This is a genomic window from Paraclostridium sp. AKS73 (assembly GCF_025671395.1).
In the GTDB taxonomy this organism is placed as follows: Bacteria; Bacillota; Clostridia; order Peptostreptococcales; family Peptostreptococcaceae; genus Paraclostridium; species Paraclostridium benzoelyticum.
The window spans coordinates 35,649-51,713 of sequence record NZ_JAIXHU010000008.1 but is presented as its reverse complement, the minus strand read 5'-3'; the positions used below and the strand labels follow the sequence as shown (position 1 = coordinate 51,713).

Below are 16,065 nucleotides of genomic sequence, written 5' to 3'. Positions count from 1 at the left end.
ACGTATGGATATGATGATTTGTGGAATTATGAGTATTCAAAATGGGGATAGCACTAGAGTTATTGAAGAAAAATTAGTAAACTTCTTAACTCCAAAAGAGAAGAAATCTTATTACACTAGAGGAACGATAGAAGGTGAAGCAGTAAATGTCGCGTAGAGCTAGAAGAAGAGGAAAAGGCGATGATGTAGAAACTGGGTCTTGGATGGACACATATGCTGATACAATAACTCTACTTCTTACTTTCTTTATCCTACTATATTCAATATCGGCAGTAGATAGTCAAAAGTTAAGTAAATTATCAAAAGCTTTACAAAGTTCTTTAGGTGGTAGCACATCTATAGAAAAGCTTGAAAATATAGAAGATTTAAAAGTGGGAGTAGATAAACCAAATTTAGAAAAAGAGGACCTTGCAAAAAAAGTTAATAAAGCAGTACAAGATAATAATCTTCAAGACTCGGTAAAAGTAAGAGAAGAGGACAGAGGTATAGTACTTCAACTAGATGAGAATATACTATATGACTCTGGTAGAGCAGACTTAAAAGAAACAAGTATAAAAGCATTAGACACTATAACTAAACTAGTTAAAGACATGGATAATGATGTTTTAGTAGAAGGGCACACAGACAATATTCCTATACATAACTCAGAATATGTATCAAACTGGGAACTTTCAACAGCTAGAGCTGTAAGTGTTGTAAGATACTTTGTTGAGACTAAAGAGGTTCCACCAACTAGGTTTGCAGTAAAAGGATATGCAGAGTTTAGACCTTTAGTAGCTAACGATACTCCAGAAAACAGATCGACAAATAGAAGAGTAGATATTTTGATAATAGATAAAAAAGAAAAAGTTAAGAAAGAAGAAAATCAAGAACAGCAACAAAGTCAAGACACGAAGGAGTAAGATAACTTATTATGTATGAAACATTGAGATACTTAGTAAACTTAAGTGCATTTATAATTCTGATGATTGGAGTAATTGCTATTGCTTATAAAATGAATGGAATTAACTTACAAAATGTTGGAATGTATAAATATACAAAAATTTTAGAAAAAGTTGGGATTAATAAAGATACATATTTAGTTGTTTTAAAAACAGGAGAAGATGGATGTGTGTTGTTAGTCTCAAATAATAATATAGAAAGAATAAAAGACTTAACTCCAGAAGACGTAAAAGAGATAGAAGATAAAAGACAAAAGAACAATGTATTAAAAGGCGATAAATTAAAGTTTAAAAAATTAAACTTAAAAAAGATATACAAAGCCCTATAAATTTAATAGGTAAGCTAAAGGAGAAGAAAGATGCAAACACTAAGTGATATAACACCATATTTAAGCGATTATACTCCTTTAATGAAAATGTTTATAGTTTTAACCGGTTTAATGTTTTTAGGTGCAATAGTCTTTATGATGACAAGTTTTGTAAGAATTATAATAACATTTTCTTTTATAAAGTCTGCACTAGGTGCTCAGCAAACAATACCTAATCAGGTGTTAGTTGGACTTGCAATATGTTTGACTATGTTTATTATGGCTCCTACCGTGAAACAAATAAATGAGCAAGCATTAAAACCCTATATGAGCCATGAAATTAAGTTTGAAGAAGCTGTAGAAAAAGCAGAAAAACCTATAAGAAAATTCTTATTAAAACAGACTAGACAAGAAGATATAAAACTATTTGTTGAAAACTCAGATTTAAATGAAAAAAATTTAACTAGAGAAAATATACCCTTGTATGTATTAATACCAGCATTTTCTATTAGTGAATTAAAAACAGCTTTCCAAATAGGATTTTTAATTTATTTACCATTCTTGTTAATAGATTTAGTAGTATCAAGTGTACTTATGTCTATGGGTATGTTTATGCTGCCACCTGTTATGATTTCGCTGCCATTTAAATTGTTACTATTTATTATGGTAGATGGATGGAATTTATTAATAAAATCTTTATTGCTAAGTTTTCAATAATTGAGGAGCGTAATAAAATGAGTGAAAGTGTAGTAGTCAGCATAGTAAAAGAAACTTTATATACAGGAATGTTAATAGCAGGGCCTATTTTAATATTATCTTTATTGGTAGGTTTACTAATAAGTATATTCCAGGCAACCACTCAAATCCAAGAACAAACATTATCTTTTATACCAAAGTTAATAGTTGTAGCACTTACATTGGCAATCGGTGGAGCTTGGATGTTAAATGAGCTTATTCAATTTACAAATAAAATTATGAATATGGTTGCAAATATAAAAGGATAATTTTAAAAATTGATATTTGTATTTTTTAGATTGATTGCATTTTTTTCATGCATAAGTATCATTTTCCCGAGTGGAACGCCAAATGTATTTAAAGTTACTTTCACACTATTTATGTCGGTAATAATTACTTCTACAATAAATGTTCATGTAGAGGTTAAAAATGTATATGAACTAGTCAATATTGGAGTAATGGAAACTATAACAGGATTAGTTTTAGGTTATATAACAAGTATATGTATAAACAGTTTAAAGATCGCTGGAAGCTTAATAGATCAACAACTTGGATTATCGATGATAAATATTTACGATCCAAGTAGTCATGAGAGTAACACACTAATTGAGAATATAATTTATTGGATTGGAATAATGGTATTTTTTAGTATAAATGGTCATCATGAGCTTATAAAAGGTATAAGTCAAAGTTTTAAACTTATAGAGGTGGGAAGTTATATATTAAAAGATAACTACACATATGTTGTAAATATATTTATTCAGTGTTTTATAATCGGATTCAAGATAGCAGTTCCGATAATATTAGCACTTATAATAACCGACTTTATAATGGGATTAATTTCAAGAAGTGTACCACAATTAAATGTAATGGTAATAGGAATGCCTTTAAAGATAATTGTTGGAATAATGTTCTTTGTAGTTTCATTACCATTTCTATTAAATGAATTACATAATTTATTGATTAATATGACTGATATTTTAGATGGAACTTTTAAAGCCACTAGCAAAATGCACGTAACATCTATGGCACCATTAGGTTTTTTCCTTTCAACTGATGATAAAACAGAAGAGCCTTCTGGTAAAAAAATAAAAGATGCTAGAAAAAAGTGGTAATATAGCAAAAAGTAAAGAAGTTGTAACGACGGTAACACTTTTAGGTGTCCTTATGATAATTTACGCTATGTCTGATTTTATAATTGGGGAGCTACAAAGTTATATAGTTCAATATTTAAATACTGGCTTTACAAATGAGTTTTCAATAGTATTGGTAAAAGATTTACTTATGATTCTTTTGATGGGGTTTATGAAAATCATAATACCCATTGGCATGATTATCATACTTTTTTCATCAATAGGAAACCTTATGCAAAGTGGATTTTTAATGACAACAGATCCATTAAAGCCAAAGCTATCAAAATTAAATCCAATAAGTGGATTTAAAAATATGTTCTCTAAGAAAGCATTAGGAAATTTAATAAAAAGTGTAATAATTGTAACTGTTCTTTTTAAAGTAGGATATTCATTTATGGAGAAAAACTTCATGGGAATAATGAAAACTGGAGATATTTATCTACCATATTTAATGAAAACTATAGTTGAGTTAATTAGAGATTTAATACAGAACATACTTTTAGTTTTAGTAGTTGTATCTACTCTAGATTATGCATACCAAAAGTATGTATATAAAAAAGATCTTAAAATGACAAAACAAGAGGTAAAAGAAGAGTACAAGCAAATGGAAGGTAATCCAGAAATAAAAGGAAAGATAAAGCAAAAACAAAGAGAAATAGCATCAAGAAGAATGGTGGAATCTGTACCATCAGCTAGTGTAATTGTAACAAATCCTACTCATATATCTATAGCTATAAAGTATGAAAAAGGAGCAGATTCTGCACCAATAGTTGTAGCAAAAGGAGCAGATTTAATAGCCTTTAAAATAAGAGAAATAGCAAAAGAGCATGATATACCTATTATAGAAAATAAGCCATTAGCAAGACTTATTTATAAAGAAGTAGAGATTGAACAAGAGATACCTGAAAGATGTATCAAGAAGTAGCAGAGGTATTGGTTGCAGTTTATAAAATAAAAAATAGATATAAAAAAATGTAAAAAGAGGTTTTAAATGGAAAAATTAGGACTTAAAAAAAGAACTGATATATTAGTTGGATTTGGGATAATAGGAATTATACTTATGATAATAATTCCACTACCACCGTTTTTATTAGATATAATGCTAGCTATAAATATAGGTTTGTCGGTGCTTATATTACTAATGACGATATTTTCAACTAGTATATTAGAATTATCAATATTTCCAACGATACTTCTAGTGACAACTTTATTTAGGCTAGGTCTTAATATATCATCTACAAGACTTATATTAGGGCAAGGTTATGCAGGAAATGTTATAGAGTCTTTTGGAAGTTTTGTTGTTGGAGGAAATTACGTAGTTGGTATAATCATATTTTTAATAATTGTAATAATACAATTTGTTGTTATAACAAATGGTTCGAGTAGAGTATCTGAAGTATCAGCAAGATTTACATTAGATGCAATGCCAGGTAAGCAGATGAGTATAGATGCAGATTTAAATGCAGGAGCTATAGATGAAAAGACAGCTCGAAAAAGAAGAACAGAATTACAACAAGAAGCTGAGTTTTATGGGTCTATGGATGGTGCATCTAAGTTTGTAAAAGGTGATGCAATTGCAGGTATAATCATAACTACAATAAATATACTTGCGGGGATAGTTATTGGGGTTGTAATGCTTAATATGGATTTTATGGAATCTATTCAAACTTATACAAGGCTTACAATAGGAGATGGACTAGTAAGTCAGGTTCCTGCATTAATTATTTCAACTTCTGCAGGTATATTAGTAACTAAAGTTAATGGCGATGAAAACTTTAGTACTCAATTAGGAAAACAGTTAATATCAATTCCTAAAGCGGTAATTATGGCAGGTATAGTTTTAGTATTACTAGGATTATTGCCTGGGTTACCTAAATTATCATTTTTCACTCTAGGTGCAGGAGCTATATTTATAGGATACACACTTAAAAAAGAAGAAAAAGAAGCTGAAGAAGAAGCATTGTATGAAGTTGAAGCTGCACCAACAGCTGAGGAAAGTCTAGAAAATGCAGAAGATGTTTCATCTCTTTTAAATGTAGAACCTATAGAGATAGAAATTGGATATGGAATAATTCCTCTAGCTGATGAAAGTAGCGGTGGAGATTTATTACAAAGGATTGTATCTGTTAGAAGACAGTGTGCAATTGATATGGGAATAATAGTTCACCCAATAAGGATAAGAGATAACCTTCAGTTAAATCCAAATCAATACACTATAAAGATAAAAGGTATACCGGTAACCACATATGAACTTATGCCAAATATGCTTTTATGCATGAACCCAATGGGTATGGATGTGGATTTAGATGGTATATCAACTAAAGAACCTACATTTGGGTTAGATGCCTTATGGATAGAAAAAGACAAAGCAGAAGAGGCAGAATTATACGGATTTACTGTTGTAGACCCTACAACTATATTAGTAACTCACTTACTTGAGACTATAAAATCTAAATCTCATGAACTTATGGGACGTCAAGAAGTAAAGGCGATAATAGATGCTACAAGAGAAAAATACAGTGCAGTTGTAGAAGAATTAATACCAGATTTAATGACATTAGGAGAAGTTCAAAAAGTATTCCAAAATCTATTAAAAGAAAAGGTATCTATAAAAGATAGAGTCACTATACTAGAAACTTTAGCAGATAATGCAAGAAATACTAAAGATTTAGAGCTACTTACCGAATATGTAAGAATGGCTATGAGTAGAAGTATATGTCTTGAATTAATAGATGAAAACAATTCGATAGTGGTTACAACACTATCTATGGAAATTGAAAATTTAGTAGCTAATAGTTTACAAAGATCTGTAAATGGAACATATCCAGCTATAGATCCAGAAACCACTAATAAGATTTTCAAAGGAATACAGTCGACTATAGAGTCTATGAATTTTAATAATAATAGACCAATAGTATTAGTTTCTCCTAAGATAAGAGCACCATTAGAAAATTAGTTGAAATGGTGTTTACTAATTTAACTATATTGTCATTAAATGAAATACCTAATGATGTGCAAATAAAATCTCAAGGGGTAATTAATATATAGTGATTGGAGTTGTTGACATTATGATTAGTAAAGAAGATCTTATAAATCAAAATATGCCTATTGTTAGAAGCATAGCTTCTAAGTACTATACAAATAAAATAGGAATGGAATACGAAGACTTAGTAAGTTATGGGGTTATGGGATTATTAGATGCAAGTGATAAGTTTGATGAAGGAAAAGGTGTTAAATTTTCAACATATGCTTCTATAAGAATAACATCTTATATAATCGATGAAATTAGAAAGCAATCACCAGTATCTAGAGGATGTATAAGTAAAGTAAGGTCATATAAAAATTGTATAGAAAATTTACAACATAAACATTTTAGAGAGCCTACAGTAAATGAAATAGCTGACTTTATGGAAATATCGAATGACGAAGTTCATAAAATAAGAAAAAGCACTTTAAATTTAAGTACAAGTTCTCTTGATAATATGGTTTTAGATAATGAAAATGATTTAAAACTTATAGATATAATAAAAGACGAGTCTATAAATGTAGAAGCATCAATAGAAAAAGAAGAGTTAATAGAAACAGTTGCTAAGGCTTTAGATTTGTTAAAAGAAAAAGATAGACTTGTACTATCACTTTATTATTACGAAGAGTTGACACTTAAAGAAATTGGAGAAATATTAGGCGTTACAGAGTCTAGAGTTTCACAGTTAAGTAAAAAAGCTATTTCAAATTTAAGAGGTATTATGAAAAAACTAAAATACCTGGATTAGGAGGAAATATGATAAGAGGACTATATGCATCTGTATCTTCGATGATAAACTTACAATCGAGACAAAGTATAATAACAAATAATGTAGCAAATTTAAAAACAAACGGATATAAAGAAGATAAGTTAATATCTAAAAGTTTTGAAGAAATGACTTTATCCAATAATGATAACTATAAAAATGGAAAAGCATATCAGCAAATTTTAGGTGGAGTAAGTTTTGGAGCTAGAATAGATGAAGTTAATACAAATTTTAAACAAGGGACTTTTCTATCAACTGAAAATAATTCCGATTTTGCAATAGATGGAAGTGGATTTTTTCAGATAAGAGACTCTGGTGGTAATACGTTTTATTCTAGAGATGGATCATTTAAGGTTAATTCACAAGGATATCTTGTAACTAATGGCGGTCATAATGTTATGGGATTGAATCAGGCAAGTGGAGCTAATGAACCTATATATGTGGGCAATGGTAAAATTACAGCTACACCTTCAAATGAGATACTTGTGGAAGGTGGAGCTAGGTATAAGTTTTCTATTGTAGATTTTAATGATTACAAAAACCTTAAAAAAGTTGGAGATAACTTATATTCAGGAAATAACCCTGTAAACTCAAATAATTATTCTATAAAGCAAGGTTATGTAGAAGGATCAAACGTAGATTACATAAGCTCAGTAACAGAAATGATGGAAACCGTAAAAGAGTTTGAAGCTAATCAAAAAGTTATACAAACTATAGATTCAACATTAAGACAAATAGCTAATGAAATCGGAAGCGTAAGGTAGGTATAAAATATGTATAATATAATGCATAATAGTAAGTCTGGGATGTTATCAAGTCAATCTAATATAGATTTAATTTCAAATAATATAACAAATGTTCAGACTGTAGGATATAAAAAATTAGATGCTAATTTTTTAGATTTATATCAAGAATCATTACATAAAAATTCATACCCAACTAACTCTACAAGTGTTAGAACAGGTACTGGAAGTAGAATATCTCAAGCAACTAGAAACTATGAACAAGGTGCAATTAAAGAAACTAAAATAAATACTAATTTAGCAATAGATGGAGATGGCTTTTTTAGAGTGATGAAATCAGATGGAAGCTATGCATACACTAGAAATGGGGAATTTAATTTAGACTCAACTGGTAAATTAGTAGATGATAAGGGTAATATACTAGATATACAACCATTAAATGGTAATGGTAAAAATATTAATCTAAAAAATGGAGATTTAAGTATAAATAAAAATGGGGAAATATACCTAGATAATAACAAAGTTGGAGTTATTAATTTATATCAACCTAAAGGGGATGCTGATTTTGTATCAGTAGGAGATAACTTGTTTACTGCAAAACCAACCAATGTTGAAACTGTACAAAATAAAAGCATATTACAAGGATATGTAGAAATGTCAAATGTAAATATGCAAGATGAATGGTAAATTTAATCATGGCTCAAAGGTCATTTCAGTATAACAGCAAGGGTATACAGGTAGGAGACGATATGTGGTCAATGGTAAACAATCTTCAAAGTAGATAGCACCGGAGGCATATAAAATGGAAATTACAATCAGAGATTATGATTTTAAAAAACCTCAAAGATATTCTGCTGATAATATGAGATTTTTATCACTTATAGCCGAAGACTTTTGCAAGTACATGAATTTAAATATAGCATATGATTTAAAACAGAAAAGTATAAATTCTGAACTTAAAAAAATAAGGCAAACTAATTTTGAAGAATTTATGAAATCGATTGAATATGACTCGATAATAATAGAACATGACATATTACCCTTAGTAAAGGGACTTATATATCAAATGGATAAAACAGTAGCTCTTACACTTATAGATTTAATGTTAGGTGGAGATGGAAGCTTTAAAAATAAAAATAGAGAATTAACTGAAATTGATAAGCATCTAATTTTGAATATTGCTGAAACTTTCATAAAGAGATTACACATAGTAGATGGATGTAATAAACGGGAAGTTTCAAATATTTATACCAATATTGAATCCAGTAATAAGTTTTCAGTAAGTGAGTCTGTACTTATTGCACAAATGACTATGTATAACGGGAACGAAAAAATTGGAAAGATGCATTTTGCAATCCTTATTGTTGCATGGAGCCAGTACTTGAACAATTAGAAACAAAAAAACTTCTAAAAACTAGAGATATAGAAGGTCAATATGAATTTACCAATGCTATATATCAAAACATTTGTAGTGTAAAGGCTGATATGACTGCAACATTAGGAAATACAAACATATCTGTAAGAGACCTTATTAATTTAAATGTAGGAGATGTTTTGAAACTAGACAATAAAGCTAATGGAGTTGCACTACTTAGCGTAAATGGATATAATGTTTATGAGTGTAAGCCAGGGCTTATAAAAAATAAAAAAGGACTTATTATAGTAGACACAATAGATAAATAACAACCATAGATAACAAAGTTCATTTGTAAAGGGTGAAAATTATATATGACAAAGATACTAAAAAGTAAATATAGTAGCAGTGGCGAACGATGTGTTGATGCATGTTTGAATTATGGTGAGCTAAGATTTGTAAACGAAGATGGATCACCTATGAGTATTGAAATACCTCTAGATAAATATGAAGAAGCTATAGCGGATTTTGAAGATAGAATAAAAGAAGGTATGACGCATGCAACATTAGAGCCAAAAGAAATATTAAAAAGAGGAGCTTTTACATACAATCAAGCTAAAATTATAGCTAACGAAGGTAGAGTAAGAGGAGTTGAGTTTTTTGAAATTGATGGAAGTGTGGAGACAGAACATATACTAGGTATGTCAGGGTGTATAGAGTATGCACTATCTATATGGAATGGAGATTCAAAAAATGAAGCGCTTATCAAATCTATTTTGAGAAGTATAAAAATTTATGGAGATAAATTTATTGAAAGTATAAAATTAGATAATACTGTGGATAAAAGTGAATACTGTAGATTTGCAAATAGTCTACAATCTACGAACAATTCATTTGATATAGATTTGTATAAATATAGAAATCACACAATAGAAGATGATTTTTATTTAGAAGATGAAAAAAATTATCAAAAGATTAACAATATGAAATTAATATTAGGAGTTTTAGGAGGTACATTAGCCTTCTTCATATTGGCTCTTATTACTAACTTTGGGAAATTATTAAGTAATTCTTATATATACATACTGTTAAACATAGTAGGAATAGGTGCAGGAGGACTTGCAACAGCTAGATTATCAAAATTAATACTTGATAAATACATAAAAAATACTAATCAAGAAGTTATGGAAATGTTCAATGAAGAAGTTGAAAGAGTTTCAAGAGATAATTTATTAACAGAAAAAGAAATTTACATAATTTTAAAGAATATAACCAAAGGTGAATTTTCTAAATTACTTTTAGATATGAAAGGTAGTGTAAATAAGAAAATTTCTAGTGTGAATATAGTTAACAAAGAAAGTAAATTTATATTAGATGCGAGAAGGTATGTAATATTACCAAGTGAATATGAAATAAAGCAAGCATTAGACTCACTAGTAAATGGATATAAGTCAAAGCTAGATACTGATTATAATGTAGAAAATGTAAAATAACATGAAAAAAGAGCTATATAAAATAGCTCTTTTTTATTTAAGTTTTAACTTTCAAGTCCTTTTTTCATTGGAGAGAATACTAACCCTGAAAATATAAGTCCGCATAATGCACAACCTATATAAAGCACAGGAGTTAATACAGGTTTATCTAGTAAATTAGCAGATATACCACAGATTAGTCCTAATAATAAGAACATAACCATATTATAACTTCTTCTCAACCGATCCATTGCTGATTACAACCCCCTTTAAATTTACGAAAATCGTAGGAAGTAAAAACACGAGGTAGTCAATTGAATTCTCAATTAACTACATATATATATATTAACACAAATTTAATACTAAACCAATAAAACTAAGTACTTTACTGATTTTGTTAATAATATTTAACATTAAAATTTTATCGAATATATATTAAAGTTTGAGAAAAAGATATAAGAGGATATACATGGGTTAGCGACATTTAAAGCTGAACTTTGCTTGTGGAGTAAAAAGTGTATATCTTCTTATATCTAAGACTTATGCTATACTAAATATGGTGTGCAATTAAAGAAAAGAGGTATAAAAATGAATAACAAAACATTAGTTAATTTCGAAGAAATTCAAAAACTAACAGAAATAGATAAAAAAACGATAGAACAAAGAGCTTTAAAATTAACAGAAGAAACAGGAGAAGTAGCACAAGCTATACTTAGCAGTATAAATGCATGTGGATGTGGATATAAAGATAAGTCAAAGCATGATATAACTGAAGAATGTTTAGATGTTATTATAGTTGCAAGTTCAATAATAAGTCAAAATTATGAAAATGAAGTAGATGTTGAACTTATAAAAAAATATACAATAAAAAATTAGAAAAATGGAAAGAAAAATGCAGTCAAAGGTAGAAGTTAACTCATAAAAAGTGAGTTAACTTTTTTAGTTTTAGGAAAAATTATTCTCTTGAAATGTATTAATAGAATATAAATTTTTGTTATATATATAAAATAATATTTCTTTATTTTAAAAATATATTGAAATGATATTTCAAACATGATATTATGAAATTATAAATAAGAAAACGAATTCATAGAATGAAATAAAATATGGAGGTAAAAAAATGGATAAATTAAACTTATCAAAATTAACAACAGAAAGTAGAAATCAAAATACATTAAATATAGATAAAGTATCAACTTTAGAAATGGTTAAGATGATAAATGAAGAAGATAAAAAGGTAGCAAATGCAATAGAAATAGAACTACCCCAAATAGCAGAAGCCATAGATGGAATAGTAGAGAGAATGCAAAAAGGTGGAAGGTTAATATATATAGGAGCAGGGACTTCTGGAAGGTTAGGAATACTAGATGCATCAGAATGTCCTCCAACATACGGAGTATCAGAAGAATTAGTTCAAGGATTAATTGCAGGAGGTCAAGAGGCTATATTTAGAGCTAAAGAAGGTGCTGAAGATTCTAAAGAGTTAGCTGTATTAGATTTAAAGGATAAAAGTTTAAATGAAAATGATACGGTAGTGGGTATAGCTGCATCAGGTAGAACACCATATGTAATAGGGGGATTGGAGTATGCAAATGAAATAGGAGCCCTAACGATATCAGTTACATGTAATGCAGATTCAGAAGTAGCAAAGGAAGCTAAAATAGCAATATCTCCAGTTGTTGGAGCAGAAGTTGTAACAGGATCTACAAGATTGAAGTCAGGGACAGCACAGAAGTTAGTATTAAATATGCTATCAACAGGAAGCATGATAAAAATGGGAAAAGTATATGGAAACTTAATGGTAGACGTAAAAGCAACAAATGAAAAATTAGTTGAAAGATCTAAAAAAATAGTGTGTGAAGCGACAGGAGTAAGTTTTAAAGAAGCAGAAACTATTTTAAATGAAACTGGTTTTGATGTAAAGTTATCTATATTTATGATCTTGTCAAACTTAGAAAAAGAAGAAGCTAAAGTAATATTAGAAATGAATAATGGATATATAGCAAAAGCTCTTAAAAATATATAAAAATAGATAGGAGGAATTGTAATGACAAACCAAGAAATAGCAAAAAATTTAATTGACTTAGTTGGTGGAAAAGAAAATATTAAAAATGTACAAAACTGTATGACACGTTGTAGACTTGAACTTTTTGATTATTCAAAAGTTCAAATGGAAGAATTGAAAAAGTCAGAAGGTGCATTGGGAGTAGTTCAAGCAGAAGGACAATTACAAATTATTTATGGACCAGGTAAAGTAAATAAAGTAACTGAAGAAGTAAATAAGATAGTTGGTAAAAAAGTTTTATTAGGTGATGATGCAATAAGAGAAACAAAAGATAAACTAAAGGAAAAAAATAATACAAAATTCAAAAATGCACTTAAAAAAGTTGGAAATATATTTATACCTTTAATACCATTATTTGTAGCATGTGGATTGGTTTTAGCAGTTAACAATATTGCAGGTGTATATTTTGGAGAAGCATATACAAGTACAACTGCAGCTAAGATAATAGGGTTAATAGGAAACGGAGTTTTCTCAGTTTTATCTATATTAGTTGGATTAAATGCAGCAAAAGAATTTGGATCACAAATGCCTATGATGGGTGGAGTACTTGGAGGGATTTTATCATCTCCAGTACTTGCTGATATAAATTTATTTGGAATGACATTAACACCAGGTAGAGGTGGAATAATATCAGTAATACTAGTTGCACTATTAGTGGTTTATATTGAAAAAGGATGTAAAAAAGTAGTACCAGATGTGCTAGACTTATTTATAACACCACTAGTGACACTAACAGTTTCAGTTTTAGTTGCATTATTAATATTGCAACCAGTAGGTGGATTTATATCTGATTCAATAGGCTTAGTAGTAGCAAATACTGTAGCATCAGGAAATATGCTAGTTTCTGTTATATCAGGAGCAGTGTCAGGAGCATTATTCCTACCATTAGTTATGACTGGAATGCATCAAGCTTTAACACCTATACATGCAGATTTAATAGCAAGTACAGGGTCAACAGTTTTACTTCCAATACTGGCAACAGCAGGTATGGCTCAAGTAGGGGCTACAATAGCAGTTTTTAAAAAGACTAAAAATAAAAGATTAAAAGAAACAGCAAAAAATGGATTAGTACCAGGCTTTTTAGGTATAGGAGAGCCTTTAATATATGGAGTAACATTACCTCTTGGAAAACCTTTCCTAGGGGCTTGTTTAGGAGCTGGAATAGGTGGAGCAGTAATGGCATTTTTCAAAGTTGGAGCAGTTGCAATGGGAGTATCAGGATTACCACTTGCACTATTAATAGCTGATGAAAAAATGTTTGTATTCTTAATTGGAGTTGTAGCATCATACGTAGGTGGATACTTCTTTACAGAATTATTAGGGTTTGAAGATCCAGTAGAATAAAAAATAGTAAAGGACTGACCTAAGGTTTGGGTACTCCAGATATAATACTAAGTTGTGCTCCCAAAGCTTATAAAGATGCTTTGAAGGTCGCTACAAATTAGCATTATATCTGGCTCAGTAAATAAGGTCAGTCCGTTTTTATATGATGAGGAGGAAGTAATTATGAGTTTAGGATTTTCAGTTTATTTTGGATTAGATAACACAAAAGATGAAAATATACAATTATTAAAAGATGCTAATGAGTTAGGATTTACTAGAATTTTCACATCACTTCATATTCCAGAAGCTAATTATGATATTTTAAAAGTTGAAGTAAGGGAGTTTTTTAAACTAGCAAAACAATATGATATGGATATAATTAGTGATATATCTCCAAATACTTTTAAATTTTTAGATTTAGATAACATGGATTTAAAAGGGTTAAGAGATATGGGAGTAAAAACTATAAGAATTGACTTTGGATATACAGAAGAAGAGATATCTATTATGAGTAAAAATGATTATGGCATACAAATACAATTAAATGCTTCTACAGTAACAGAATCATTTTTTAAAAACTTAGATAAATTTTCTCCAAAATATGAAAATATAGATGCGCTTCACAATTTTTACCCAAGAATCGGAACTGGGATATCTGAGGAATGTATGTTAGAAAAGAATAAAATTTTAAATGATAGAGGAATAAAGATATGTGCATTTGTTCAGTCTAATAACAGAAAAAGAAGTCCATTAAAAGATGGATTGCCAACATTAGAAGATCATAGAAATAAAGGTGTAAGGCAAGCTGCAAATCATTTGTTTGCAATAGGTAATCAATCAGTTTTTATAGGTGACTCACTTCCAAGCAAACAAGAACTAAAGGACTTAGCGAATCTTTTTGCTGAAGGAGTAGAATTAAGAATAAAAGTAGATACTAAAGATAAAGTTTCTTTGAAATTATTAGAAGAAATATATAGTTCACGAACTGATGTAGCAAGAGATGCTATAAGAGCTAGTGAAAGTAGATTAATATTAAATGGAAATAATATAAAACCTGAAAATACAGTAGATAAAAATTATGGAGATATAACTATAGACAATGAAGGATACAAGAGATATATGGGAGAAATTCAAATTTTAACTACAAATCAAGATAACGATGCTAGAATAAATAAAGTAGCGTCAGTTTTACAAGATGACTTTTATCTATTAAAATATATAAAGGATGGTAAAAAGTTTTATTTTAGAAAGGTTTAAGTTATGAATATTTTAGAGTATATAAAACAAAATTATGAAGATTTTACAGATAGAGAGAAACTTATCGCTGACTATTTACTTTCTAATAATGAGAGTATAATTAACTTGTCAGCTAAAGAAATAGGGGAATTAACAAATACTTCAGCAGCTACACTGATTAGATTTTCAAAAAAGTTAGGTTTTGAAAGTTTAAATGAAATGAAGTTAAAGTTATCTATGAGTTTAAGAGATATAAAAGAAAAAGCTGATTTTGAGTATATAAACAAAAAACTTGAGACAACAGATATAATATATGGGATAAAAAAATCGATTGATAAAGTTATGGATAAAACTGTTAATTTAATACAAGAGGAAGATTTAGAAAAAGCAATAGAGCTGCTTTCTAAAGCAAAGAATATATACATTTATAGTGTAGGTGTTTCAGGTTTAGTAGGACAAGATTTTTATTATAAATTAAGTCGAATAAATAAAAGGTGCATAGCACATGTGGACACTCACCTACAAATTACTTCATCTATTTTAATGGAACCTGAAGATGTAGCAGTTGCAATATCATATTCAGGAACAACAAAAGAAGTAATAAAGTGTATAGAAAATGCAAACAAAAATAATATTCCAGTAATAAGCATAACAAAGGCAAGCATAAATAATAAATTAGAAGATTTATCGGATATAACGTTAAAGGTTCCTTATGTAGAAAAATCTTTAAGAGAAGGAGCTATGAGTTCAAGAATATCTCAACTTGCGATAATAGATATGCTATTTATAGGTATGGCTAAAGAAAATATAGAAGAAATAGAAAATAAATTAGTAGCAACAAGAGAAGCAGTAAAAGATTTAAAGTTATAAGTAAAGATAGGGATATAGTTGTATTTTGCTACACAAGCAAAAAGACGCTTGAAATGTAACTAAAATACAACTATATCCCTATGCTTATTGTGGA

At 29.0% G+C, this 16,065-nt stretch carries 21 protein-coding genes; 20 read left to right on the top strand and 1 reads right to left on the bottom strand.

What is annotated here, in order from left to right; genetic code table 11:
* Positions 1-4 precede the first annotated feature (4 nt).
* The 15 genes from LEQ07_RS06985 (at position 5) to LEQ07_RS06920 (ending at position 10,498) form a co-directional block, all read left to right on the top strand.
* Complete coding sequence (locus LEQ07_RS06985) at positions 5-157, top strand: hypothetical protein (protein WP_263330054.1); 153 nt, start codon at positions 5-7, stop codon at positions 155-157.
* Entirely contained in the window at positions 147-902 is a 756-nt protein-coding gene (locus LEQ07_RS06980; protein ID WP_046821805.1) for an OmpA/MotB family protein, read from the top strand. The genes LEQ07_RS06985 and LEQ07_RS06980 overlap by 11 nt, the downstream gene beginning before the upstream one ends.
* An 11-nt stretch (positions 903-913) precedes the next feature.
* The gene (locus tag LEQ07_RS06975) at positions 914-1,270 is read left to right on the top strand and encodes a hypothetical protein (protein ID WP_263330053.1); all 357 of its coding nucleotides are present in this window, start codon (positions 914-916) and stop codon (positions 1,268-1,270) included.
* 30 nt (positions 1,271-1,300) lie between these two features.
* On the top strand, positions 1,301-1,966 hold the full coding sequence (fliP, locus tag LEQ07_RS06970; RefSeq protein WP_046821807.1) for a flagellar type III secretion system pore protein FliP: 666 nt from the start codon (positions 1,301-1,303) through the stop codon (positions 1,964-1,966).
* Positions 1,967-1,983: 17 nt separating this feature from the next.
* Positions 1,984-2,253, top strand: coding sequence for a flagellar biosynthesis protein FliQ (gene fliQ / locus LEQ07_RS06965; protein WP_046821819.1), 270 nt, complete (start codon positions 1,984-1,986; stop codon positions 2,251-2,253).
* A 9-nt stretch (positions 2,254-2,262) separates the two neighbouring features.
* A complete protein-coding gene (fliR, locus tag LEQ07_RS06960) occupies positions 2,263-3,099 on the top strand; it encodes a flagellar biosynthetic protein FliR (RefSeq protein WP_263330052.1) in 837 nt (278 codons plus the stop codon).
* Positions 3,080-4,042 (top strand): EscU/YscU/HrcU family type III secretion system export apparatus switch protein, encoded by a 963-nt coding sequence (locus LEQ07_RS06955; protein ID WP_263330051.1) that lies wholly within the window; start codon positions 3,080-3,082, stop codon positions 4,040-4,042. The genes fliR and LEQ07_RS06955 overlap by 20 nt, the downstream gene beginning before the upstream one ends.
* A 66-nt stretch (positions 4,043-4,108) precedes the next feature.
* The gene (flhA, locus tag LEQ07_RS06950) at positions 4,109-6,073 is read left to right on the top strand and encodes a flagellar biosynthesis protein FlhA (RefSeq protein WP_332842981.1); all 1,965 of its coding nucleotides are present in this window, start codon (positions 4,109-4,111) and stop codon (positions 6,071-6,073) included.
* 91 nt (positions 6,074-6,164) lie between these two features.
* Complete coding sequence (locus LEQ07_RS06945; RefSeq protein WP_317852035.1) at positions 6,165-6,890, top strand: sigma-70 family RNA polymerase sigma factor; 726 nt, start codon at positions 6,165-6,167, stop codon at positions 6,888-6,890.
* A gap of 8 nt (positions 6,891-6,898) precedes the next feature.
* Positions 6,899-7,672, top strand: a complete 774-nt coding sequence (locus tag LEQ07_RS06940; RefSeq protein WP_046821810.1) for a flagellar hook-basal body complex protein — start codon at positions 6,899-6,901, stop codon at positions 7,670-7,672.
* Positions 7,673-7,681: 9 nt separating this feature from the next.
* Positions 7,682-8,338: a flagellar hook-basal body complex protein gene (locus LEQ07_RS06935; protein WP_332842980.1), complete on the top strand. Its 657-nt coding sequence runs from the start codon at positions 7,682-7,684 to the stop codon at positions 8,336-8,338.
* A complete protein-coding gene (locus LEQ07_RS22930; RefSeq protein ID WP_332842979.1) occupies positions 8,332-8,436 on the top strand; it encodes a flagellar basal body rod C-terminal domain-containing protein in 105 nt (34 codons plus the stop codon). Before LEQ07_RS06935 ends, LEQ07_RS22930 begins: the two co-directional genes overlap by 7 nt.
* 17 nt (positions 8,437-8,453) lie before the next feature.
* Complete coding sequence (locus tag LEQ07_RS06930) at positions 8,454-9,044, top strand: hypothetical protein (protein ID WP_263330050.1); 591 nt, start codon at positions 8,454-8,456, stop codon at positions 9,042-9,044.
* Entirely contained in the window at positions 9,020-9,334 is a 315-nt protein-coding gene (locus LEQ07_RS06925) for a FliM/FliN family flagellar motor C-terminal domain-containing protein (RefSeq protein WP_263330049.1), read from the top strand. The genes LEQ07_RS06930 and LEQ07_RS06925 overlap by 25 nt, the downstream gene beginning before the upstream one ends.
* 45 nt (positions 9,335-9,379) lie before the next feature.
* Entirely contained in the window at positions 9,380-10,498 is a 1,119-nt protein-coding gene (locus LEQ07_RS06920; protein ID WP_046821813.1) for a hypothetical protein, read from the top strand.
* A gap of 44 nt (positions 10,499-10,542) precedes the next feature.
* Here the strand turns inward: LEQ07_RS06920 and LEQ07_RS06915 are convergent, their stop codons facing one another.
* Positions 10,543-10,728 carry a hypothetical protein gene (locus LEQ07_RS06915; protein WP_152650748.1) on the bottom strand — a complete coding sequence of 62 codons (186 nt, stop codon included), beginning with the start codon at positions 10,726-10,728 and terminating at the stop codon, positions 10,543-10,545.
* A gap of 337 nt (positions 10,729-11,065) precedes the next feature.
* Between LEQ07_RS06915 and LEQ07_RS06910 the strand changes: the two genes are divergently transcribed.
* From LEQ07_RS06910 to LEQ07_RS06890, 5 genes are all read left to right on the top strand, one after another.
* Positions 11,066-11,353: a MazG-like family protein gene (locus LEQ07_RS06910; RefSeq protein WP_263330048.1), complete on the top strand. Its 288-nt coding sequence runs from the start codon at positions 11,066-11,068 to the stop codon at positions 11,351-11,353.
* 244 nt (positions 11,354-11,597) lie between these two features.
* Positions 11,598-12,503, top strand: coding sequence for an N-acetylmuramic acid 6-phosphate etherase (gene murQ / locus LEQ07_RS06905; protein ID WP_263330047.1), 906 nt, complete (start codon positions 11,598-11,600; stop codon positions 12,501-12,503).
* A 21-nt stretch (positions 12,504-12,524) separates the two neighbouring features.
* Positions 12,525-13,886, top strand: coding sequence for a PTS transporter subunit EIIC (locus LEQ07_RS06900; protein ID WP_263330046.1), 1,362 nt, complete (start codon positions 12,525-12,527; stop codon positions 13,884-13,886).
* Positions 13,887-14,048: 162 nt separating this feature from the next.
* A complete protein-coding gene (locus LEQ07_RS06895) occupies positions 14,049-15,122 on the top strand; it encodes a DUF871 domain-containing protein (protein WP_263330045.1) in 1,074 nt (357 codons plus the stop codon).
* A 3-nt stretch (positions 15,123-15,125) separates the two neighbouring features.
* Complete coding sequence (locus LEQ07_RS06890; RefSeq protein ID WP_263330044.1) at positions 15,126-15,971, top strand: MurR/RpiR family transcriptional regulator; 846 nt, start codon at positions 15,126-15,128, stop codon at positions 15,969-15,971.
* The last annotated feature ends 94 nt before the right edge of the window (positions 15,972-16,065 follow it).